The sequence below is a fragment of the Streptomyces sp. H27-H5 genome, assembly GCF_026627505.1.
Lineage (GTDB): Bacteria > Actinomycetota > Actinomycetes > Streptomycetales > Streptomycetaceae > Streptomyces.
The window spans coordinates 1-21,897 of the sequence record NZ_JAPNLK010000002.1 but is presented as its reverse complement, the minus strand read 5'-3'; the positions used below and the strand labels follow the sequence as shown (position 1 = coordinate 21,897).

Here is a 21,897-nt window from a genome sequence, read left to right as displayed (position 1 = left end):
CCGTCACCCCGGGGGCCGGGCACACGCGCAGGCCAGTAGGCTGCGGGTCCATCCGCTTCCCCCTCCCCCGAGGTCCACGCAGTGAGCTCCGCACCCCCCGCCCTCCCCGTGACGGTCGTCGGCCTCGGCGCCGACGGCTGGGCCGGGCTCACCGCCGCCGCGCGGACCGCGCTGACCTCCGCCGAGGTGCTGATCGGCGGGCCCCGCCAACTGGACCTGCTGCCGGCCGACGCCTGCCCCGGCGAACGGGTCGCCTGGCCCAGCCCGCTGCGCCCGGCCGTCCCGAAACTGACGGCCGAGCACGCGGGCCGCCGGATCGCGGTGCTGGCCAGCGGCGACCCCATGTTCTACGGGATCGGCCGCGCCCTCTGCGAGGAACTCGGACCGCACGCCCTGCACGTCCTCCCGCACCCCTCCTCGGTGTCGTACGCCTGCGCCCGGCTCGGCTGGCCGGTGGAGGACACCGACGTCGTCACGGTCGTCGGCCGCCCCGTGGCCCGGCTCGCCGCCGCCCTGTACGAGGGCCGGCGGGTCCTCGTGCTCAGCGCGGGCGCCGGCTCGCCGGGCGAGATCGCCGCACTGCTGCGGGAGCGGGGCTTCGGCCCGAGCCGGATGCGGGTGCTGGAGCAGCTCGGTTCCGAGCACGAGGACGCGTACGAGGGCCACGCGGACGGCTGGGACCGGCCGCCGGGCGACCCGTTGAACGTGGTGGCCGTGGACTGCCGTCGCGACCCGGCCTCCCCGGCGCCCCGGATCGGCTCCACCCCCGGCCTGCCCGACACCGCGTACGAGCACGACGGCCAGCTCACCAAGCGGCACGTGCGGGCCGCGACCCTGTGCGCCCTCGCCCCGGCCCCCGGCGAGTTGCTGTGGGACATCGGCGGCGGTTCCGGTTCCATCGGCATCGAGTGGATGCGCAGCCACCCCTCCTGCCGGGCGGTGGCCGTGGAACGCGTCCCCGAGCGGGCCGAACGCATCACCCGCAACGCCGCCGCCCTCGGCGTGCCCGGCCTGCGGGTCGTCCTCGGCGCCGCCCCCGACGCGCTGATCGGACTGCCCGCCCCCGACGCGGTGTTCATCGGCGGCGGCCTGACCGCGCCCGGTCTCCTCGACGCGGCCTGGACGGCGCTGGCGCCCGGCGGCCGGCTGGTCGTCAACACGGTCACGCTGGAGTCGGAGGCGGTGCTCGGCGACCACTACCGCCGCCGCGGGGGCGAACTGGTCAAGCTGGCCGTCGCGCACGCCGTGCCGGTCGGCGGCTTCACGGGCTGGCGGCAGGCGATGGCGGTCACCCAGTGGTCGGTCACCAAACCGCACCCGACGACGGACCGGACGACCGAGAACGAGAACGAGAAGGACCAGACATGACCGTGTACTTCATCGGCGCGGGCCCCGGCGCCGCCGACCTGATCACCGTGCGCGGTGCCCGGACGCTGGCCGCCGCCCCCGTCTGCCTGTACGCGGGCAGCCTGGTGCCGCGCGAGCTGCTGGCCGAATGCCCCGCCGACGCCCGCCTGATCGACACCTCCCGGCTCAACCTGGACGAGATCGTCGCGGAGTTCACCCGGGCGCACGAGGCGGGCCTGGACGTGGCACGGCTGCACTCCGGCGACCCGTCGATCTTCAGCGCGGTCGCCGAGCAGATGCGGCGCCTGGACGCGGCCGGCATCCCCTACGAGGTGGTCCCGGGCGTACCGGCGTTCGCCGCGGCGGCCGCCGCGCTGAAGCGGGAGTTGACCGTGCCCACCGTCGGGCAGACCGTGATCCTGACCCGGATCGCCCAGCAGGCCACCCCGATGCCGCCCGGGGAGGACCTGACGACGCTCGGCCGCAGCGGCGCGCTGCTGGTCCTGCACCTGGCGACGCGGTACGTCGACCGGGTCGTCGAGGAACTGCTGCCGCACTACGGGGCGGACTGCCCCGTCGCGGTCGTCGCGATGGCCAGCCGTCCCGACGAGTTGATCCTGCGCGGCACCCTGACCGACATCGCGGAGCAGGTGAAGGCCGCCGGGCTGGTGCGCACCGCGGTGATCGTGGTGGGTCGTACCCTGGTCGCGGAGCAGTTCCGCGACAGTCACCTGTACTCCGCCGAACGCGACCGGCATGTCTGCTGAAGGGGACTCCGGTCACCTGCTGATCCTGGGCGGCACGACGGAGGCCCGCCGGCTCGCGGAGGCGCTGGAGCGGACCCCGCTGCGGGTGACGACCTCCCTGGCCGGCCGGGTCGGCGCGCCGGTGCTGCCGCCGGGCGATACCCGCATCGGCGGCTTCGGCGGGGTCGAGGGGCTGGCGGCCTGGCTGACCGCCCACCGGGTCACCCACCTCGTCGACGCCACCCACCCCTTCGCGGAGCGGATGAGTTTCCACGCGGCGCGGGCGGCGGAACTCACCGGCGTGCCGCTGCTCGCGTTGCGCCGCCCCGGCTGGATCGCGGGCCCCGGCGACGACTGGACGTTCGTCGACTCCCTCGACGCGGCGGCCGCCCTGCTCCCGGAGAAGGGCCGCCGGGTGTTCCTGACCACGGGCCGGATGGGCCTGCACCGCTTCGCGCACCTCACCGAGCCCTGGTTCCTGGTGCGTTCGGTGGACCCGCCGGACGGGGAGCGGCCGCCGCGCCTCGAAGTGCTGCTCGCGCGGGGGCCGTTCGGCCTCGCCGACGAGCGGGAGCTGTTGGCCCGGCACCGGATCGACGTCCTGGTGACCAAGGACAGCGGCGGCGACGCCACCGCCCCCAAGCTCGTCGCCGCCCGCGAGGCGGCCATCGCGGTGCTGGTCGTGCGGCGACCGCCGGTGCCCGAGGGCGTGCCGGAGGCGGACTCCGTCGAGGCGGCACTGGCCCGGCTGACCGGCTTCCGCGCCTGAACCGCCCCATCGGGGCCGGTGACCGCCCGCGCGGCCGGGGCCCGGGACGGCCACCGCCCCGGGCCCCGGTCGCCGCGTCAACCGGTCGTCACGTCAACCAGCGTCGCGTCGAACGGCCTTCGTGTCGACCGGTCTCGGCTTCGACCGGTCTTGGTTCGACCGGTCGTGGCTTCGACCGGTCAGGCGTAGCGGCGCGGGGTCCACGTCACCCGGGAGCCGTCGGCCCGCTCGGTGACCTGGGTCTGCGAGGAACCGATCAGCAGGATCGTGCGCATGTCCACCTCGGCCGGCTCCAGTTCGGCGAGGGTCACGATCCGCACCGACTGCTCCGGGCCGCCGACGTCCCGCGCGACGACCACCGGGGTCTGCGGGGAGCGCAGTTCCAGCAGGAGTTCCCTGGCCTGGGCGACCTGCCAGGTGCGGCTGCGCGAGCCCGGGTTGTACAGGGCGAGCACCAGATCGGCCGCGGCGGCGGCGCGCAGCCGCTCGGCGATGACCTCCCACGGCTTGAGCCGGTCGGAGAGCGACACGGTGGCGTAGTCGTGGCCGAGCGGCGCCCCGGCCGCCGCGGCCGCGGCGTTGGCGGCGGTCACCCCCGGCAGGACCCGTACCGGCACGTCCTTGTAGGCGTCCTGGCCGGCGACTTCCAGGACGGCCGTGGCCATCGCGAAGACGCCGGGGTCGCCGCCGGAGACCACGACGACCCTCTTGCCGCGGCGGGCGAGGTCCAGGGCGAACTCGGCGCGCTCCGACTCCACCTTGTTGTCGGAGCCGTGCCGGACCTGCCCCGGCTTCACCGGGACGCGGTCCAGGTAGGTCGTGTACCCGACCAGCACCTCGGCGTCGGCCAGTGCGCGCCGGGTCTCGGCGGTCAGCCACAGCGGGCCGGCCGGTCCGGTGCCGACCACGACGACCTCGCCGGGGCCGGACGGCACGCTGCCCGGGTTGCCGATCCGGCTGGGCACCACGGCGACGGCGAAGTACGGGACGCTGTCGGGGTCGGTGTCGGCGAGCAGGCCCGTGCGTTCGCCCGCCATGGTGGCGCGCTCGACGTAGCGGGCCTCGGCGAGCCGGCCGCTGTTCTCCATGGCCCGGCGCACCGCGGGGAAGGTGCGGCCGAGCTTCATCACGACCGCCGAGTCGGTGGCGGCGAGCCGGGCGGTGAGCTCCTCCTCGGGCAGGGTGCCGGGCAGGATGGTCAGCACCTCCTCGCCCTCCACCAGCGGGGTTCCCAGGCGGGCGGCGGCGGCGCTCACCGAGGTCACGCCGGGGATGACCTCGGCCCGGTAGCGGTCCGCGAGGCGCTTGTGCATGTGCATGTACGAGCCGTAGAAGAGCGGGTCGCCCTCCGCGAGCACGGCGACGGTCCGGCCGGCGTCGAGGTGGGCGGCCAGGCGGGCGGCGGAGGCTTCGTAGAACTCCTCCATCGCGCCTTGGTAGCCGCCGGGGTGGTCGGTGGTCTCGGTGGTGACCGGGTAGACCAGCGGTTCCTCGACGTGGTCGGCGCGCAGGTGCTTCGCGGCGATCGAGCGGGCGATGGAGCGGCCGTGGCGGGCGGAGTGGTACGCGACGACGTCCGCCTCCGCGATCACCTCGACGGCGCGCAGGGTCATCAGGGAGGGGTCGCCGGGGCCGAGGCCGACGCCGTAGAGCCGTCCGGGGGTCACGTCGGCGGCGCTCATTCGGCCACGCTCGCGATGGCGTTGACGGCCGCGGCGGCGATGGCGCTGCCGCCCCGCCGGCCCCGCACGATCAGGTGGTCGAGGCCCGAGGGGTGGGCGGCGAGCGCGTCCTTGGACTCGGCCGCGCCGATAAAGCCGACGGGGACGCCGATGACGGCGGCGGGGCGCGGCGCGCCCTCCTCGATCATCTCCAGCAGGCGGAAGAGGGCGGTCGGGGCGTTGCCGACGGCGATGACCGAGCCCTCCAACAGGCCCCGGTCGCGCCAGACTTCGAGGGCCGCCGCGCTGCGCGTGGTGCCCATCCGGGCGGCGAGTTCCGGCACGGCCGGGTCGGAGAGGGTGCAGATCACCTCGTTGTCGGCGGGCAGCCGCTTGCGGGTGACCCCGCTCGCGACCATCTGCACGTCGCACAGGATCGGCGCGCCGGCCTCCAGCGCGGCGCGCGCCCGCAGGACGACGTCCGGGGTGTACCCGAGGTCCTGGGGCAGGTCGGTCATCCCGCAGGCGTGAATCATGCGCACCGCGACCTGGGCGACCGAGGCGGGCAGCCCGGAGAGGTCCGCCTCGGCGCGGATCGTGGCAAAGGACTGGCGGTAGATGGCCGCGCCGTCCTTCTCGTACTCAAACACGGGGCACTCGCTCATTTCTTCACTGCGGGTTCGGGGGCTGGTGGGGTGGTGCGGGCGTCCGCGAGGGCCGCGGCAAGTTCGGTGGGGGTGTCCGGCACGTGGTGGCGTGCGGGGCGGCCCGGCGCGGCGAGCCGGTAGCCGGTCGGGCCGGCGACCAGGTCCACCCAGGCGGTGCCGCGCGGGTGTCCGCAGCGCCGCTCGCAGCCCGACCAGTGGACGGGCAGCGGGCCGCGCGCGCGGTCCACGACGGCCCGCGCGTCGGCGCGCACGTCCGCGAGGGATTTCGCGCAACCCGGGCGTCCGGTGCACGCGGTGACGGACTGCCAGGGGCCGTCGGGGGCGAGCACCAGTGCGGCGTCCTCGATGCGGGCCGTGACGGAGGCGGCCCAGGGGGCGTCGCCCGGGGGCAGTACGACGCCGCGCCACGGGGTGACGCGCAGTTGTCCGCGGCCCTGTTCCGCGACCTCGACGAGGACCCGCCACTGCGCGGTGCTCGCCCGGCCCAGCGGGGGCAGGACGCACAGGGCGCCGCGGCCGTCGGCGTCGGGCCCCGCAGGCGCGGGCGGCGGCGCGTACGGCCAGGCCTGTGTGCCCGCGTCCACCGCCTCGATCCCCGCGACCGCACAGCGTCGGGCCAACTCGGCTGCTTTCAGGGGGTGTTCGGGGGGCAGTTCGGAGACCCGCCAGGCGCGGGTGCCGGCCGCGGCGGCGGTGTCGAGGAAGTACGCGGCGGCCAGCAGCACCGCCCGGGGCGCGTGCGGCGCGGCGACCTCCACGGCGTCGGCGGCCCCGCCGAGCCGGATCAGCGCCCGTCCGTCGGGCCGGCCGAGCACGGTCACGTCGGGGCCGAGGGCCGCGACGTCCCCGCGTCCGTCGTCGAAGGCGAACAGGAACCTCCCGGACAGGGCGGTGGCCCCGGCGCTCGCGCAGAGCAGCCGGTCGAAGGCCAGGGCCCAGGCGAGCGCGTCGGGCCGGTGCGGCCCCTCCAGCCCCGCCATCGGGGTCGCCACGATGTTCCGCACCCGCTCGTGGGCGGGCGCCGGCAACAGCCCGGCGGCGTCCAGCAGTTCCGCCGGGCCCGCGCCGCAGTCCTCGGCGAGGCCGCGGAGCTGGACGTTCCCGCGCGAGGTGATCTCCAGGTGGCCGTCCCCGAAGCGGTCCGCGGCGAGCGCCAGGGCCTCGGCCTGCGGGGCCGTGAGCAGCCCCGCCGGGATCCGCACCCGGGCCAGGAAGCCGTCGTCCGCCGCGTGCAGCCGCAGCGCGCCGGGGCAGGCGTCACCGCGGTCCCGTATGAGGGGTTTCTCCCGCGATGCGGCGGAGGGGGGCGTGGGCATGGCCGCGAGCATACCCAGGATTGCCGCCCCCCGACCTGTGTCCGTCACCACCCCGGGGGCCCGGGCCGCCCCGCCCCGCGCCCACCGCCCTCTCCGCCCCCACCAGCCACTTTCCGGCCCGCCGGGGTTTGGGACACCCCGTGCCCGGGGCAGGGCCCCCGGCAACGGAGCCGCGCACGCCGCCCCCCTAAGATGACCACCGGCGGGCCGCACGGCCCGCCGTCGCCGAGGACGGCGACATGGGAGGAAGCCCGGTGAGATTCCGGCGCGGTCCCGCCACTGTGAACCCCGGGGAGCGATCCGCGGGGTGAGTCAGGAACTCCCGCTGTCCTCACTGCCCGGGGCGCGGAAACCCCGAGGAAGGCTGCCGCCGCATGATCCTGCTGCTGTCGACGTCCGACACCGATCTGCTCAGCGCCCGCGCCGCGGACGGCCCCGTCCCGTACCGGTTCGCGAACCCCTCCCGCCTTCCCCTGGCCGACCTGCCGGGCCTCCTCGACGGAGCCGACCTGGTCGTCGTACGCCTCCTGGGCGGTCTGCGCGCCTGGCAGGACGGTCTCGACCTGCTGCTGGCCCCGGACCAGACCCGTCCCGTGGTCGTGCTGACCGGCGAACAGGCCCCGGACGCCCAGCTGATGGAGGCCTCCACGGTCCCGATCGGCATCGCCGCCGAGGCGCACGGCTACCTCGCGCACGGCGGCCCCGCCAACCTGGACCAGCTGGCCCGCTTCCTCTCCGACACCGTGCTGCTCACCGGTCACGGCTTCGAGCCGCCGGCCGCGGCGCCCACCTGGGGCCCGCTGGAGCGCACCCCGCAGCGCACCGACGGCCCCAAGGTCGCGGTGCTCTACTACCGCGCCCACCAGATGAGCGGCAACACCTCCTTCGTGCACGCCCTGTGCGAGGCCGTCGAGGCGCAGGGCGCGCAGGCGCTCCCGCTGTACGTCTCCTCGCTGCGCACGCCCGAGCCGGGCCTGATCACCGAGCTGGAGTCCGTCGACGCGGTCGTCACCACCGTTCTCGCGGCGGGCGGCACCAAGCCCGCCACCGCCTCGGCGGGCGGTGACGACGAGTCCTGGGACGCGGGCGCCCTGGCCGGGCTCGGCGTGCCGATCCTCCAGGCCCTGTGCCTGACCGGGTCGCGCAGCACCTGGGAGGAGAACGACGAGGGCCTGTCCCCGCTCGACGCCGCGACCCAGGTCGCGGTGCCGGAGTTCGACGGCCGTCTGATCACCGTCCCGTTCTCCTTCAAGGAGCTCGACGAGGACGGGCTGCCCGCCTACGTGGCCGACCCCGAGCGGGCCGCCCGGGTCGCGGGGATCGCGGTGCGCCACGCGCGGCTGCGGCACATCGAGCGCCGCGACAAGAGGATCGCGCTGGTGCTTTCGGCGTACCCGACGAAGCACTCCCGGATCGGCAACGCGGTCGGCCTGGACACCCCGGCGAGCGCCGTGGAACTGCTGCGCACGCTGATCGCCGGCGGCTACGACTTCGGCCCCGTCGAGGAGGTCCCGGGCCTGGTCTCGGGTGACGGCGACGAGCTGATCCGGGCCCTGATCGAGGCCGGCGGCCACGACCAGGACTGGCTCACCGAGGAACAGTTGGCCCGCAACCCCGTTCGCATCCCGGCCGCCGACTACAAGCGGTGGTACGGGGAGCTCCCGGCCGATCTGCGCGCGAGCGTCGAGGAGCACTGGGGCGAGGCGCCCGGCAACATGTTCGTGGACCGCTCCGCCAACCCCGAGGGCGACATCGTCCTCGCGGCCCTGCGCCGCGGGAACCTGCTGATCCTCATCCAGCCGCCGCGCGGCTTCGGCGAGAACCCGATCGCGATCTACCACGACCCGGACCTGCCGCCCTCGCACCACTACCTGGCCGCGTACCGCTGGATCCAGGCGCGCGCCGAGGACGGCGGCTTCGGCGCCGACGCGATGATCCACCTGGGCAAGCACGGCAACCTGGAGTGGCTGCCGGGCAAGAACGCGGGCCTGTCCGCGTCCTGCGCCCCGGACGCCGCCCTCGGCGACCTGCCGCTGATCTACCCGTTCCTGGTCAACGACCCGGGCGAGGGCACCCAGGCCAAGCGCCGGGTGCACGCCACCCTGGTCGACCACCTGGTGCCGCCGATGGCGCGCGCGGAGTCGTACGGCGACATCGCGCGCCTGGAACAGCACCTGGACGAGTACGCGCAGATCTCGGCGATGGACCCGGCGAAGCTGCCGGCGATCCGCGCGCAGATCTGGACCCTGATCCAGGCCGCGAAGCTGGACCACGACCTGGGGTTGGAGGCGCGCCCCGACGACGACGGCTTCGACGACTTCCTGCTGCACGTCGACGGCTGGCTGTGCGAGGTCAAGGACGCCCAGATCCGCGACGGCCTGCACGTCCTGGGCGGCGCCCCGACCGGCACGGCCCGGGTCAACCTGGTGCTCGCCATCCTGCGCGCCCGCCAGATCTGGGGCGGTACGACGGCCCTGCCGGGCCTGCGCGAGGCGCTCGGCCTGGACGAGTCCGCGGCCACCCGCACCTCCGCCGACGAGGCGGAGGAGACGGCCCGCGCGCTGGTCCAGGCCATGGAGGACGCGAACTGGGCTCCGGAGGCGGTGGCCTCGGTCGCCGCCGCTCACTCGGCGGACGTGGCGGCGGTGCTGGACTTCGCGGCCCGCGAGGTCGTCCCGCGCCTGGCCGGCACCACCGACGAGATCGCCCACGTGGTCAGCGCCCTGGACGGTTCCTTCGTCCCGGCGGGCCCCTCCGGTTCGCCGCTGCGCGGCCTGGTCAACGTGCTGCCGACCGGCCGGAACTTCTACTCCGTCGACCCGAAGGCCGTCCCGTCCCGGCTGGCGTGGGAGACCGGTCAGGCGCTCGCCGACTCCCTCCTGAACCGCTACCGCACGGACAACGGCGAGTGGCCCCCGTCCGTCGGCCTGTCCCTGTGGGGCACCAGCGCGATGCGGACCTCCGGCGACGACGTGGCGGAGGCCATGGCGCTGCTGGGCGTGCGTCCGGTCTGGGACGAGGCCTCGCGCCGGGTCACCGGCCTGGAGCCGATCCCGTTCGACGAGCTGGGCCGGCCGCGCATCGACGTCACCCTGCGCATCTCGGGCTTCTTCCGGGACGCGTTCCCGCACGTCATCGGTCTGCTGGACGACGCGGTGCGGCTCGCGGCCTCACTGGACGAGCCGGCCGACCGGAACTTCGTCCGGGCCCACGCCCAGGCGGACCTGGCCGAGCACGGCGACGAGCGGCGCGCGACGACCCGTATCTTCGGCTCGCGCCCGGGCACGTACGGCGCCGGCATCCTCCAGCTGATCGACTCGCGCGACTGGCGCACGGACGCCGACCTCGCCGAGGTCTACACGGTGTGGGGCGGGTACGCGTACGGTCGCGGCCTGGAGGGCCGTCCGGCGCGCGCCGAGATGGAGACGGCGTACAAGCGGATCACCGTCGCCGCGAAGAACACGGACACCCGCGAGCACGACATCGCGGACTCGGACGACTACTTCCAGTACCACGGCGGCATGGTCGCCACCGTGCGCGCCCTGCGGGGCACGGCGCCCGAGGCGTACATCGGGGACTCCACCCGCCCGGAGACGGTCAAGACCCGCACGCTGGTGGAGGAGACCTCCCGGGTGTTCCGCGCCCGGGTGGTCAACCCGAAGTGGATCGAGGCGATGCGTCGCCACGGCTACAAGGGCGCCTTCGAGCTCGCGGCGACCGTGGACTACCTCTTCGGGTACGACGCCACGACGGGCGTCGTCGCGGACTGGATGTACGACAAGCTGACCGAGACGTACGTCCTGGACCCGGAGAACCGCGCCTTCCTGGAGGAGGCCAACCCCTGGGCCCTGCACGGCATCGCCGAGCGGCTCCTGGAGGCGGAGTCGCGCGGCATGTGGGAGAAGCCGGACGCGCGGATCCTCGAAGAGCTGCGCCAGGTGTACCTGGACACCGAGGGCAACCTGGAGGGCGAGGCCGAGTAGGGCCGGGCGGCGGCCGGGGAGTCCCGGCCCGCCCTCGCGCCACCGGAGCGACGAACGCCCTCCTCGCCCGTCGTCGGGGCGGGGAGGACGCGCTCTTCTGCGGCCCGCCCTGCGCCCGCCCGCCCGGACCGCGGGCGGGGCGCGGGCCGGTCGCCTACTTGGTGGTGGTGTTCAGCGCGACGAGCGCCGCCGCCCACCGGGCGTATTTCAGTTGGCCGAGGTCGGCGACGGTCTTGACCCCGAACGCCTCCTGGAGCAGTTCGCCGTCCCGGTCGGTGACGCCCTTCAGGGCCGCCACCGGCGCCGCGAGGACGTCCGCGAGCGGCTTGTCCTCCCAGGCCTTGTCCAGCACCTTGCTCAGATCGATCGAAGACATCGCCGCTTCCTCCCGTATGGGATTTACATAGGGGAGGAAATCTAGATGAACAGGACATCGGTCCGGACGTTCGACACGACGGACCGGATCCCTATCCCCCGTCAGGACCCCATGTCGCGGAACGGCACTTCCGTCACCTGAAGCAGTGAAATCCCCCTTGTCCCTCCTGCACCAGGGGTAGGTGCCTGCTGATCTCGTGCGGGGGGCCGCAGCCGAAGGCCTCCGCACCCTCGGACCGAAAGGCCTACCCCGCCGTGACACAGCCGTTTCAACTGCCGGATTTCTACGTGCCTTATCCGGCGCGACTGAACCCCCATCTGGAAGCCGCGCGCACCCACGCCAGGCAGTGGGCCCGCGACTTCGAGATGCTGGAGGGGTCCGGCGTCTGGGAGGAGAGCGACCTCGAATCGCACGACTACGCCCTGCTGTGCGCGTACACGCACCCCGACTGCGACGTCGACGCGCTGAACCTGGTCACCGACTGGTACGTGTGGGTCTTCTTCTTCGACGACCACTTCCTGGAGATGTACAAGCGCGCCCAGGACCGGGACGGCGCCAAGGCGTACCTCGACCGGCTCGCCGGCTTCATGCCGATGGACCTCTCCGACGGTTTCCCCGAGGCGACCAACCCGGTGGAGGCGGGCCTGAAGGACCTGTGGCTGCGGACCGTCCCCGCGATGTCCGCGGACTGGCGGGAACGGTTCTCCGAATCGACCCGGAACCTCCTCAACGAGTCGATGTGGGAACTCGCCAACATCAACATCGGGCGGGTGGCCAACCCCCTCGAATACATCGAGATGCGCCGCAAGGTGGGTGGCGCCCCCTGGTCGGCCGGCCTGATCGAGTACGTCTCCGCGGAGGTCCCGGCGCGCGTCGCGCACGCGCGGCCGCTCGCGGTGCTGCGCGACGCCTTCTCCGACGCCGTGCACATCAGGAACGACATCTTCTCCTACGAGCGCGAGGTCGCCGACGAGGGCGAACTCTCCAACGCCATCCTCGTGTTGGAGACCTTCCTCGGCTGCTCCACCCAGGAGGCGGCCGAGGCCTCCAACGACCTCCTGACCTCCCGCCTCCACCAGTTCGAACAGACCGCCCTCGCCGAACTGCCCCAGCTCTTCGCCGACCACGCGATGAACCCGGCCGAGGTCGCCGCCGTCCTCGCCTACGCGAAGGGCCTCCAGGACTGGCAGTCCGGCGGCCACGAGTGGCACATGGTCTCCAGCCGCTACATGAACAAGGAGGCCCGGGCCACCGCCCCGCTCAGCCTCCCGTTCATGCCCGCCGGGCTCGGCACCACCGCGCTCGACGTCCGGTCCCTGTTCACACAGCGCTCCGCGGACCTGCGCCGCCGCTCCTTCACCCACGTGCCGTTCGAGAAGACCGGGCCCTCGGTCATCCCGGACATCTACATGCCCCACCGGCTCTCGCTGAGCCCGCACCTGGCGCACGCCCGCGAGGAGTCGGTCGCGTGGTGCAAGGCGATGGGGATGCTGGACCCGCAGCCGGGCGACCCCGGTTCGGCGATCTGGTCCGAACGCAAGCTGCGGGGCTACGACTTCGCCGTCTGCTCCGCCGGAATCGACCCCGACGCCACCCCGCAGGCCCTGGCCCTCAACGCGTGCTGGCTGAGCTGGGGCACGTACGGGGACGACTACTACCCCGTGGTCTTCGCCCAGGCGAAGAACCTCACCGCGGCCAAGGCCACCACGGCCCGGCTGATCGCCATGATCCCCGTCGACCACGCGGAGCAGGCGGCGCCGGTGACGGCGATGGAGCGCGGGCTCGGCGACCTGTGGGTGCGCACCAGCGCGGGCATGTCCCACGAACAGCGCACGGAGTTCCGGGCGACGCTGGTCAGCATGTTGAAGAGCTGGCTGTGGGAGGTGGAGAACCAGGTCCTGAACCGGATCCCCGACCCGGTCGACTACGCGGAGATGCGCCGTCACACCTTCGGCTCCCACCTCACGATGTACCTGTGCCGGCTCGGCCACCAGAACCGCGGCATCCCCGACGAGATCTACGCCTCCGGCACCATCCGGTCGCTGGAGAACGCCGTCGCCGACGCCGCCTGCATGATCAACGACGTCTACTCCTACCAGAAGGAGGTGGAGGTCGAGGGCGAGGTGCACAACTACATCCTCGTCACCCGGAACTTCTTCGACATCGGCTACCCGGAGGCCCTGCACATCTGCCACGCGCTGATGACGCAGCGGACCGAGGAGTTCGAGCACATCGTCGCGACCCAGATGCCGCTGCTCTACGACGACTGGAAGTTGGGCGAGGAGGCCCGGGCCGCGCTCGACGCGTACGTCGCCGAGCTCAAGGACTGGCACGCGGGCATCCTCAACTGGCACGAGAAGATCGCCCGTTACCGGCCGGAGGACCTGCACGAGCTGCCGGTCGGCCTGGGCGCGGGCGCCTGGAGCGACGGCTTCGGGATGTCCGCCGCCCAGATCTCGCTGCCCCACTGACCGGCAGGCGGGGGCGGTCCGCTCGCCCGCCCCCGCCCGCCCGGACCGCCCGCCTGCCCGGCTCGCCTGCCCGCCTGCCGACCGCGTGCCCGCGACCGTCGCCGTACGCGGCTGCGCCGGCGCGCCCGCTCAGAACTCGTCCGCGGTGTGCGGGAGCAGTTCGGTCCGCAGCGCCGCGTCCAACGCGGCCGCCGCGGCCGGAACCCGTTCCTCCACCAGCCCGGCGGCGACCAACTCGACCACCCGGGTCCCGCCCAGGTAGCAGGCGGCCAGCTCGCGCACGTCCAGCACCAGGTCGGGCGCTGCCCGGGCGGGCTCGCAGGCGGCTCCGTCCGGTCCGGCCTTGAGCCGGTACCGTCCGGCGTTCGCGGGCAGTCGCGGGTCGGACAGCTCCAGCACCAGCTCCACCGGCGCGGCCCACGCCCGGGCGGTCAGCGCCGCCGGCACGTCGACCAGGCGCAGCCACAGCGCCGGGAACTGGGCGGTGACCCGTACCTGGTCCCGGTCGGCGGCGAAGTGCAGCAGCGGGTCGTCGACGGGGCGCCCCCAGGCGCTGACCTTGCCGGTCAGGTCGAGGGAGGACACGCACTCCCACAAGGCGGCGGCGACCGCCGGGGTGTCGGCCTCCAGTTCGTCCACGCGCACCAGGCCCGGGCCGCGGGGCCCGCCGTCCCCCGCCGGGGAGGCGGACTTGGTGCGGTAGAGCACGTACCCGGCGATCGGTTCGCCGGGCTCGCCCAGGACGACGGTCCGGGGCGGGCTCAACTCCTCGTCCTCCTCGTCGTGTTCGCCGAGCCACTCGTCGGCCCAGCGCTCCGCGCTGCGGCTCGGCCGGCCGGCCCGGGCCGCGCGGGCGGCCTCGTGGTAGGGGCCGACGAGGTCCGCCGCGTCGGCGGGATCGACCAGGCGCAGGGGGCGCCGGTCGGGGGCGACGCGCAGCGCCAGGGGGCGGGTGGAGTCGATCTCGATGGTGACGCCCTGGGTGGCGGCGCCGTAGCCGAAGCGGCCGTAGATGGCGGCCTCGGAGGCCCACAGCACGGCGATCGGGCCGCCGGCGGCGGCGGTCCGGCGCAGTTGTTCGTCCATCAGGGCGGTGAGGACGCCGCGGCGGCGGTGCGTGGGGGCGACGCACACGAAGGTGAGCCCGGGGCAGGCGAGGTCCGCCCCGGGCACGGAGAGCCGGAAGTGGTGCGCGGCCATGAAGCCGACCAGCGCGTCCCCGTCGTAGGCGCCGATGCGGGCGCACCGGGTCAGCAGGGCATGGTGCAGTGCCCGGCGGTCGCGGTCGGGGCGGTCGTGGAAGACCAGGTAGGCGAGCTCCAGAGCGCGGTCGATCTCGGCCTCGGGTACCTCGCGGATGTCCACCATGATCGGGAGACTAATCGGTCATCGCGGACCGGTCACCCCATAGTGGCCGGATCCGTACGCCCACCCGGGGGCACGCCCCGCGTGCGGGGCGGTGGTGCGGCCGCCCGGCGCGGGGAGGCGCCGGCCCTTCAAGCGACGGAACCTATCCGTCCCACCACGGTGTTCGATCCGTCGTGGTGGATCGGGATGCGCGCGCCGGTCAGGGCGGCGCCGGTGCCGCCGCGGCGGTTCGCGACGATCTCGGCGGCGATGGACAGCGCGGTCTCCTCCGGGGAGCGGGCGCCGAGGTCCAGGCCGATCGGGGAGCGCAGGCGGGCGAGTTCGAGTTCGCTCACGCCGACCTCGCGGAGCCGCTTGTTGCGGTCCTCGTGGGTGCGGCGGGAGCCCATGGCGCCGACGTAGGCGACGGGAAGCCGGAGGGCCAGTTCGAGGAGCGGGACGTCGAACTTGGCGTCGTGGGTGAGCACGCACAGGACGGTCCGGGCGTCGACGGCTGCGGCGTCGACCTGGGCCTCCAGGTAGCGGTGCGGCCAGTCGACCACGATGTCGTCCGCCTCGGGGAAACGGTTCTTCGTGGCGAACACGGGCCGGGCGTCACACAGGGTGACGTGGTAGCCGAGGAACTTGCCGATGCGCACGAGCGCGGAGGCGAAGTCGATGGCACCGAAGACGATCATCCGCGGGGGCGGGACGCTGGACTCGACCAGCACCTTGAGCGGCTCCCCGCACAGTCGGCCGTCCGCGCCGACCTCCAGCACGCCGGTCCGGCCGGCGTCCAGCATGGCGCGGGCCTCCTCGGCGAGCGTGCGGTCCAGCTCGGGGTGTCCCCCGAAGCCGCCCTCGTGGGAGCCGTCAACCCGCACGACCACGGCGCGGCCCATCAGCTCGGCCGGGCCCTCGGCGATCCGGGCCACCGCCGCCGCCTCCCCGCGGGCGGCGGCGGCCAGCGCGGCCGCGAACACCTCCCGCACGGGAGAGTCCGCGGCGACCGGGGTGACGAGGATGTCGATGATCCCGCCGCAGGTCAGGCCCACGGCGAAGGCATCGTCGTCGCTGTACCCGAAGCGCTCCAGGACGGGCTCGCCGTCCTCCAGCGCCTGTCGGCACAGTTCGTACACCGCGCCCTCCACGCATCCGCCGGAGACCGAGCCGATGGCCGTCCCGTCGCCGTCGACGGCGAGGGCGGCTCCGGGCTGCCGGGGCGCGCTCCCGCCGACCGCCACGACCGTGGCGACGGCGAAATCACGTCCCTGCTCGACCCACCGGTTCAGTTCCTCGGCGATGTCCAGCATGCGGGCCTCCTCGGAGAGGTTCGGTTTCCAGTATCGGATACGTGGAGATTGAGGCTTGGTGCGCGGGCGTCCGGGTCGGCTAGCCGACGCCGAGCCAGCCCTCGATCGGGTGGAGCGCGAAGTAGACCAGGAAGATGCCGGTCAGCGCCCACATGAAGGCACCGATCTCCCGGGCCTTGCCCTGGGCGACCTTGATGGCCACGTAGGAGATGACACCCGCGGCGACACCGGCGGTGATCTGGTAGGTGAACGGCATGATCACGACGGTCAGGAAGACCGGGATCGCGGTGGCCGTGTCGGCCCAGTCCACGTGGCGGGCGTTCTGCATCATCATCGCGCCGATGACGACCAGGGCCGCGGAGGCGACCTCGCCGGGCACGATCTGCGTGATCGGGGTGAAGAAGAGGCAGGCGGCGAAGAAGAGGCCGGTGACGACGGAGGCGAGACCCGTGCGGGCACCCTCGCCGACGCCGGTGGCGGACTCGACGAAGACGGTCTGACCGGAGCCGCCCGCGATGCCACCGATGGCGCCACCGGCGCCGTCGATGAACAGCGCCTTCGACAGGCCCGGCATGCGGCCCTGGTCGTCGGCGAGCTTGGCCTCGGTGCCGACGCCGATGATGGTGGCCATCGCGTCGAAGAAGCCGGCGAGCACGAGGGTGAAGACGATCATGCCGATCGTCATGACGCCGACGTCGCCCCAGCCGCCGAACTCGACCTTGCCGAACAGCGAGAAGTCGGGCATCGAGACCGCGGAGCCGGAGAGCTCGGGGGGACCGTTCTTCCAGGCCTTCGGGTCGATGTCCACGATGGCGTTCAGGATCACGGCGAGGACGGTGCCGCCCACGATGCCGATCAGGATGGCGCCGGGGACCTTGCGGGCCTGCAGCATGAAGATGGAGAGCAGGGTGACGCAGAAGAGCAGGACGGGCCAGCCGGCGAGCTCACCGACGGCGCCGAGCTGGACCGGGGGGCCGAACTCGGGACCCGCGCCGACGAAGCCGGCCTTCACGAGTCCGATGAGGGCGACGAAGAGGCCGATGCCCATGGTGATGGCGTGCTTGAGCGCGAGGGGGATCGCGTTCATGATCATCTCGCGGAGGCCGGTGACGACCAGGAGACAGATCACCACGCCGTACATCACGCACATGCCCATGGCCTGCGGCCAGGTCATCTGCGGCGCGACCTGCGAGGCGAGCACGCCGGAGACGGACAGCCCCGCCGCGAGGGCGAGCGGCACCTTGCCGAAGAAGCCCATGAGCAGCGTGGTCAGGGCCGCCGCGAACGCGGTGGCCGTGATCAGGGCCGCGGGGGCCATGGTGTTTCCGGCGATGTCCTTGCCGGAGAGGATCAGGGGGTTGAGCAGGAGGATGTACGCCATGGCCATGAAGGTCGTGATACCGCCACGAACCTCGTTGCCGACGTTGGATCCTCTGTGCGTTATGTGGAAGTACCGATCGAGCCAAGAACGCCCCGCGGGGGTGAGAGAGCCGTCGCCGGCCTCTTCCGCGGTGGTCTTGGGCTCCACAGACGATTGGGTCATGGTGCCTAACTCCCAAGGTTCAAAGGGGCACCCGCTTGGAGATTGGAGATGCGGGATTTGGGATGGTGCGTTTGGCTGCACGACCCGGGGTGACGGCCCGAGGCGACGCGAAAAGTGCACTGCGTGAACTGCGGGTACTGCGGGGTTTCGCGGTACTGCCGGTGGCTCCGGGGTGGTGGTGCCTTCCGGGGTGGGTGGTGCGTGGGGGTGTACTGCCGGCGGAACGGGCCGCGAGCGGAGCGGCGTTTCGCATTCCGGACTTCGAGCTCCGGGCGGTGCGGTCGGCAAGTGTGACGTTCCCGTGTCACACCGCCCGGAGAGCTGGGGGTCCGGGGGCCTCGCGGCCCCCGGATCACGCCGTCCTAGAGGGTGCCGGTGAGGGCTTCCGGACGGATCGGCGTCTTGTTGAGCTCCAGGCCGGTCGCCGCCCGGATCGCCGCGAGGACGGCCGGGGTGGACGACAGGGTGGGGGCCTCGCCCATGCCGCGCAGCCCGTAGGGCGCGTTCGGGTCGGCGAGTTCCAGGACGTCGACCGGGATGGTCGGGGTGTCGAGGATGGTCGGGATCAGGTAGTCCGTGAAGGAGGGGTTGCGCACCTTCGCGGTCTTCGGGTCGACGATGATCTCTTCCATGATCGCCACGCCGAGGCCCTGGGTGGTGCCACCCTGGATCTGGCCGACGACGGAGAGCATGTTCAGCGCCTTGCCGACGTCCTGGGCGGTGGCGAGTTCGACGACCTTGACGAGGCCGAGCTCGGTGTCCACCTCGACCACCGCGCGGTGCGCGGCGAACGTGTACTGGACGTGGCCGTCGCCCTGGCCGGTCTTCAGGTCGAAGGCGACGGTCGGCTTGTGCCGGAACTCCAGCTCCAGGTCGATCGCGTCCTCGCCCTCGAGGATGTCCGCCAGCTCGGCGAGCACCTCCCCGCCGTCGGTGACGACCTTGCCGCCCTCCAGGAGCAGTTCGGCGGTCGCCCACGCGGGGTGGTACGAGCCGTTCTTGCGGCGGCCGATCTCCAGAACGGCCTCGCGGACGGCCTCGCAGGTGTTCTTCACGGCGCCACCGGTCATGTACGTCTGCCGCGAGGCGGACGTGGAACCGGCGGAGCCGACCTGCGTGTCGGCCGGGTGGATGGTCACCTGCGTGACACCCAGCTCCGTGCGGGCGATCTGGGCGTGCACGGTGACGCCGCCCTGGCCGACCTCCGCCATGGCCGTGTGGACCATCGCGACGGCCTCGCCGTTGATGATCTCCAGGCGCACGCGGGCGGTGGAGTAGTCGTCGAAGCCCTCGGAGAAGCCGACGTTCTTGATGCCGACCGCGTAGCCGACACCGCGGACGACGCCCTCGCCGTGCGTGGTGTTGGACAGGCCGCCGGGCAGCGCGCGGACGTCCGCGCCCTCGCCGGCGGTCTCCCACTGGCGCTCCGGCGGGAGCGGGCGGGCCTTGACCCGGCGCAGCAGCTCGGCGACGGGCGCCGGGGAGTCCACGACTTGGCCGGTGGGCATGATCGTGCCCATCTCCATGGCGTTCAGCTGGCGGAACTCGACCGGGTCCATGCCCAGCTTGGCCGCGAGCTTGTCCATCTGGGCCTCGTAGGCGAAGCAGGCCTGGACCGCGCCGAAGCCGCGCATCGCGCCACAGGGCGGGTTGTTCGAGTAGAGGGCGATGGCCTCGATCTCGACGTCGTCGATCACGTACGGGCCGACGGACAGCGAGGAGGCGTTGCCCACGACCGCCGGCGAGGCCGACGCGTACGCGCCGCCGTCCAGGACGATCTTGCACTTCATGTGCGTGAGCTTGCCGTCCTTGGTGGCGCCGTGCTCGTAGTAGAGCTTCGCCGGGTGACGGTGCACGTGACCGAAGAAGGACTCGAACCGGTTGTAGACGATCTTGACCGGCTTGTTCGTGGCCAGCGCCAGGAGGCAGGCGTGGATCTGCATCGAGATGTCCTCGCGGCCACCGAAGGCACCGCCGACGCCCGAGAGCGTCATGCGGACCTTCTCCGGCGGCAGGCCCAGGACCGGGGCGATCTGCTGGAGGTCCGAGTGCAGCCACTGGGTGGCGACGTACAGGTCGACGCCGCCGTCCTCGGACGGCACGGCCAGACCGGACTCCGGGCCGAGGAAGGCCTGGTCCTGCATGCCGAAGGTGTACTCGCCCTTGACGATGACGTCGGCGCGCTTGGCGGCCTCGTCCGCGTTGCCGCGGATGATCGGCTGGCGGTGCACGATGTTCGGGTGCGGGACGTGACCGGAGTGGTGGTCGTCGCGGCCCGGGTGGATCAGCGGCGCGTCGGGGGCGATGGCCGAGGCCTCGTCCGTGACGAGCGGCAGCTCCTTGTAGTCGATCTTGATCTTGGCGGCCGCACGACGGGCGGTCTCCGGGTGGTCGGCGGCCACGAGGGCGACCGGCTCACCGTGGTGGCGTACCCGACCGTTGGCGAGGACCGGGGTGTCCTGGATCTCCAGGCCGTAGTTCTTCATCTCGGCCGGCAGGTCGTCGTACGTGAGCACCGAGTACACGCCGGGCAGCGCGAGGGCCTCGGAGATGTCGATCGAGACGATCTCGGCGTGGGCGACGGTGCTGCGGAGCGTCTGGCCCCACAGCATGTCCTCGTGCCACATGTCGGAGGAGTACGCGAACTCGCCGGTCACCTTGAGGGTGCCGTCGGGGCGCAGCGTGGACTCGCCGATGCCGCCCTTGGTGTGCTTCTGCGTGACGTTGGTCGGCGTGCCCGCCGGAACCGTGCGCGTGTTCTGAGCCATGGTCAGACCGCCTCTCCCTGACGGGCGGCCGCGAGGCGGACCGCGTCGAGGATCTTCTCGTAGCCCGTGCAGCGGCAGAGGTTGCCGGACAGGGCCTCACGGATGTCCTGGTCGGACGGGGAGGAGTTCTCCTCCAGCAGCGCGTCGGCCTGGACCAGCAGACCCGGGGTGCAGAAACCGCACTGCACGGCGCCGGCGTCGATGAACGCCTGCTGGATGTTGGAGAGCTCGACGCCCTCGCCGGTCTGCGAGTCGCCCGGCTTGGACTGCCACCGCTTGGCCTCGTCCAGGGAGACGCCGCCCTTGGCGCCGCAGCCGCCGGTGCCGCAGGCACCGCCGTGGCCGTGCTCCTCGCGCTGCTTGGCGAACTCCGCCAGACCCTCGACGGTCACGACGTCGCGGCCCTCGACCTGGCCGGCGGCCACGAGGCAGGAACACACCGGCACGCCGTCGAGACGGACGGTGCAGGAACCGCACTCGCCCTGCTCACAGGCGTTCTTCGAACCGGGCAGGCCCAGGCGCTCGCGCAGGACGTAGAGGAGGGACTCGCCCTCCCAGACGTCGTCGGCTTCCTGCTGACGGCCGTTGACAGTGAAATTGACGCGCATGATTACGCAGCCCCTTCAAGCGAGCGGCCGTTTTCGGTGCCGCGGTACTGCTCCCAGGTCCAGACGAGCTGGCGGCGAGCCATGATGCCGACCGCGTGACGGCGGTACTTCGCCGTGCCGCGGACGTCGTCGATCGGGTTGGCCGCGCCGGAGGCGAGGTCACCGAACTGCTTGGCGATCGACGGGGTGATGACCTTGCCGGACTCCCAGAACCCGCCCTCTTCGAGCGCGGCGTTCAGGAACTCCTCGGCGGCCTTCGCGCGGATCGGGGTCGGCGCGGCCGATCCGATGCCGGTGCGGACCGTCCGGGTCTCGGGGTGCAGCGCCAGGCCGAACGCGCAGACCGCGATGACCATCGCGTTGCGGGAGCCGACCTTGGAGTACTGCTGGGGGCCGTCCGCCTTCTTGACGTGGACGGTCTTGATGAGCTCGTCGGCGGCCAGCGCGTTGCGCTTCACACCGGTGTAGAACTCGTCGATCGGGATGAGGCGGGAGCCGCGTACGGACTCCACCTCGACCTCGGCGCCCGCGGCGAGCAGCGCGGGGTGGGAGTCACCGGCCGGCGAGGCGCAACCGAGGTTGCCACCGACGCCGCCGCGGTTGCGGATCTGCGGGGACGCGACCGTGTGCGAGGCGAGCGCGAGACCGGGCAGCTCCGTGCGGAGGTTCTCCATGATCTGCGTGTACGGGACGGAGGCGCCGAGCCGGACAACATCCTCGCCGACCTCCCACTCCCGCAGGAGACCGATGCGGTTCAGGTCCAGGAGGTACTCCGGCCGACGGTGGTCGAAGTTGATCTCGACCATCACATCGGTGCCACCCGCAATCGGCACAGCTGTGGGGAACTCGGCCTTAGTGGTCTGCGTCGTAAATCCTTCGGGGGTTGACGTCGGGCTTGGCGTGCGCTTGCCCGTGTCAGGTGTCGAGACCGGTGAGGTGGAGGTGGCAGGCGGTGTCGAGTGCGTCCTCGGGGGTGCCGCT

14 protein-coding genes, 1 pseudogene and 1 riboswitch are annotated in these 21,897 nt (G+C 73.0%); of the genes and pseudogenes, 5 read left to right on the top strand and 10 right to left on the bottom strand.

Going from position 1 to position 21,897, the window contains the following annotated elements:
- Nucleotides 1-81: 81 nt before the first annotated feature.
- From cbiE to OTB19_RS01020, 3 genes are read left to right on the top strand one after another with little or no spacing between them, the layout of a single operon-like run.
- Nucleotides 82-1,368 (top strand): precorrin-6y C5,15-methyltransferase (decarboxylating) subunit CbiE, encoded by a 1,287-nt coding sequence (gene cbiE, locus OTB19_RS01030; RefSeq protein WP_267796000.1) that lies wholly within the window; start codon nucleotides 82-84, stop codon nucleotides 1,366-1,368.
- Entirely contained in the window at nucleotides 1,365-2,114 is a 750-nt protein-coding gene (gene cobM / locus OTB19_RS01025) for a precorrin-4 C(11)-methyltransferase (protein ID WP_267795999.1), read from the top strand. Before cbiE ends, cobM begins: the two co-directional genes overlap by 4 nt.
- Complete coding sequence (locus tag OTB19_RS01020) at nucleotides 2,104-2,862, top strand: cobalt-precorrin-6A reductase (protein ID WP_267795998.1); 759 nt, start codon at nucleotides 2,104-2,106, stop codon at nucleotides 2,860-2,862. The genes cobM and OTB19_RS01020 overlap by 11 nt, the downstream gene beginning before the upstream one ends.
- A gap of 179 nt (nucleotides 2,863-3,041) precedes the next feature.
- Here the strand turns inward: OTB19_RS01020 and OTB19_RS01015 are convergent, their stop codons facing one another.
- The 3 genes from OTB19_RS01015 to OTB19_RS01005 are packed head-to-tail and all read right to left on the bottom strand — an operon-like array spanning nucleotide 3,042 to nucleotide 6,507.
- Entirely contained in the window at nucleotides 3,042-4,544 is a 1,503-nt protein-coding gene (locus OTB19_RS01015) for a precorrin-2 C(20)-methyltransferase (RefSeq protein ID WP_267795997.1), read from the bottom strand.
- Nucleotides 4,541-5,188 carry a precorrin-8X methylmutase gene (locus tag OTB19_RS01010; RefSeq protein ID WP_267795996.1) on the bottom strand — a complete coding sequence of 216 codons (648 nt, stop codon included), beginning with the start codon at nucleotides 5,186-5,188 and terminating at the stop codon, nucleotides 4,541-4,543. The genes OTB19_RS01015 and OTB19_RS01010 overlap by 4 nt, the downstream gene beginning before the upstream one ends.
- Nucleotides 5,185-6,507, bottom strand: a complete 1,323-nt coding sequence (locus OTB19_RS01005) for a cobalamin biosynthesis protein CobG (RefSeq protein ID WP_267795995.1) — start codon at nucleotides 6,505-6,507, stop codon at nucleotides 5,185-5,187. Before OTB19_RS01005 ends, OTB19_RS01010 begins: the two co-directional genes overlap by 4 nt.
- Before the next feature lie 243 nt (nucleotides 6,508-6,750).
- A riboswitch (cobalamin riboswitch) is annotated at nucleotides 6,751-6,829 on the top strand.
- 52 nt (nucleotides 6,830-6,881) lie between these two features.
- Between OTB19_RS01005 and cobN the strand changes: the two genes are divergently transcribed.
- Nucleotides 6,882-10,490 carry a cobaltochelatase subunit CobN gene (cobN, locus tag OTB19_RS01000; protein WP_267795994.1) on the top strand — a complete coding sequence of 1,203 codons (3,609 nt, stop codon included), beginning with the start codon at nucleotides 6,882-6,884 and terminating at the stop codon, nucleotides 10,488-10,490.
- A gap of 154 nt (nucleotides 10,491-10,644) precedes the next feature.
- Here cobN and OTB19_RS00995 read toward each other — a convergent pair whose 3' ends face one another.
- Nucleotides 10,645-10,866 carry a hypothetical protein gene (locus tag OTB19_RS00995; protein ID WP_053681386.1) on the bottom strand — a complete coding sequence of 74 codons (222 nt, stop codon included), beginning with the start codon at nucleotides 10,864-10,866 and terminating at the stop codon, nucleotides 10,645-10,647.
- A 254-nt stretch (nucleotides 10,867-11,120) separates the two neighbouring features.
- Here OTB19_RS00995 and OTB19_RS00990 point away from each other — a divergent pair, with 254 nt between their 5' ends.
- The gene (locus OTB19_RS00990; RefSeq protein WP_267795993.1) at nucleotides 11,121-13,337 is read left to right on the top strand and encodes a terpene synthase family protein; all 2,217 of its coding nucleotides are present in this window, start codon (nucleotides 11,121-11,123) and stop codon (nucleotides 13,335-13,337) included.
- A gap of 129 nt (nucleotides 13,338-13,466) precedes the next feature.
- Here the strand turns inward: OTB19_RS00990 and OTB19_RS00985 are convergent, their stop codons facing one another.
- From OTB19_RS00985 to OTB19_RS00960, 6 genes and pseudogenes are all read right to left on the bottom strand, one after another.
- Nucleotides 13,467-14,705 (bottom strand): GNAT family N-acetyltransferase, encoded by a 1,239-nt coding sequence (locus OTB19_RS00985; RefSeq protein WP_267795992.1) that lies wholly within the window; start codon nucleotides 14,703-14,705, stop codon nucleotides 13,467-13,469.
- 128 nt (nucleotides 14,706-14,833) lie between these two features.
- Nucleotides 14,834-15,997: an XdhC family protein gene (locus OTB19_RS00980; protein WP_267795991.1), complete on the bottom strand. Its 1,164-nt coding sequence runs from the start codon at nucleotides 15,995-15,997 to the stop codon at nucleotides 14,834-14,836.
- Nucleotides 15,998-16,076: 79 nt separating this feature from the next.
- Nucleotides 16,077-17,540 (bottom strand): NCS2 family permease, encoded by a 1,464-nt coding sequence (locus OTB19_RS00975; protein WP_267795990.1) that lies wholly within the window; start codon nucleotides 17,538-17,540, stop codon nucleotides 16,077-16,079.
- Nucleotides 17,541-17,902: 362 nt separating this feature from the next.
- Nucleotides 17,903-20,308: a xanthine dehydrogenase family protein molybdopterin-binding subunit gene (locus OTB19_RS00970; protein ID WP_267795989.1), complete on the bottom strand. Its 2,406-nt coding sequence runs from the start codon at nucleotides 20,306-20,308 to the stop codon at nucleotides 17,903-17,905.
- A gap of 2 nt (nucleotides 20,309-20,310) precedes the next feature.
- On the bottom strand, nucleotides 20,311-20,916 hold the full coding sequence (locus OTB19_RS00965; protein WP_267795988.1) for a (2Fe-2S)-binding protein: 606 nt from the start codon (nucleotides 20,914-20,916) through the stop codon (nucleotides 20,311-20,313).
- A 2-nt stretch (nucleotides 20,917-20,918) separates the two neighbouring features.
- Nucleotides 20,919-21,770: pseudogene (locus OTB19_RS00960) on the bottom strand (FAD binding domain-containing protein); the annotation flags it as partial.
- Nucleotides 21,771-21,897: the final 127 nt, after the last annotated feature.

What these genes read in the sequence shown, in the direction of transcription:
- cobM (WP_267795999.1), top strand. Translation starts at nt 1,365, where the DNA reads ATGACCGTGTACTTCATCGGCGCGGGCCCCGGCGCCGCCGACCTGATC.
- OTB19_RS01020 (WP_267795998.1), top strand. Translation starts at nt 2,104, where the DNA reads ATGTCTGCTGAAGGGGACTCCGGTCACCTGCTGATCCTGGGCGGCACG.
- OTB19_RS01015 (WP_267795997.1), bottom strand. Translation starts at nt 4,544, where the DNA reads ATGAGCGCCGCCGACGTGACCCCCGGACGGCTCTACGGCGTCGGCCTC.
- OTB19_RS01010 (WP_267795996.1), bottom strand. Translation starts at nt 5,188, where the DNA reads ATGAGCGAGTGCCCCGTGTTTGAGTACGAGAAGGACGGCGCGGCCATC.
- OTB19_RS01005 (WP_267795995.1), bottom strand. Translation starts at nt 6,507, where the DNA reads ATGCCCACGCCCCCCTCCGCCGCATCGCGGGAGAAACCCCTCATACGG.
- cobN (WP_267795994.1), top strand. Translation starts at nt 6,882, where the DNA reads ATGATCCTGCTGCTGTCGACGTCCGACACCGATCTGCTCAGCGCCCGC.
- OTB19_RS00995 (WP_053681386.1), bottom strand. Translation starts at nt 10,866, where the DNA reads ATGTCTTCGATCGATCTGAGCAAGGTGCTGGACAAGGCCTGGGAGGAC.
- OTB19_RS00985 (WP_267795992.1), bottom strand. Translation starts at nt 14,705, where the DNA reads ATGGTGGACATCCGCGAGGTACCCGAGGCCGAGATCGACCGCGCTCTG.
- OTB19_RS00980 (WP_267795991.1), bottom strand. Translation starts at nt 15,997, where the DNA reads ATGCTGGACATCGCCGAGGAACTGAACCGGTGGGTCGAGCAGGGACGT.
- OTB19_RS00975 (WP_267795990.1), bottom strand. Translation starts at nt 17,540, where the DNA reads ATGACCCAATCGTCTGTGGAGCCCAAGACCACCGCGGAAGAGGCCGGC.
- OTB19_RS00970 (WP_267795989.1), bottom strand. Translation starts at nt 20,308, where the DNA reads ATGGCTCAGAACACGCGCACGGTTCCGGCGGGCACGCCGACCAACGTC.
- OTB19_RS00965 (WP_267795988.1), bottom strand. Translation starts at nt 20,916, where the DNA reads ATGCGCGTCAATTTCACTGTCAACGGCCGTCAGCAGGAAGCCGACGAC.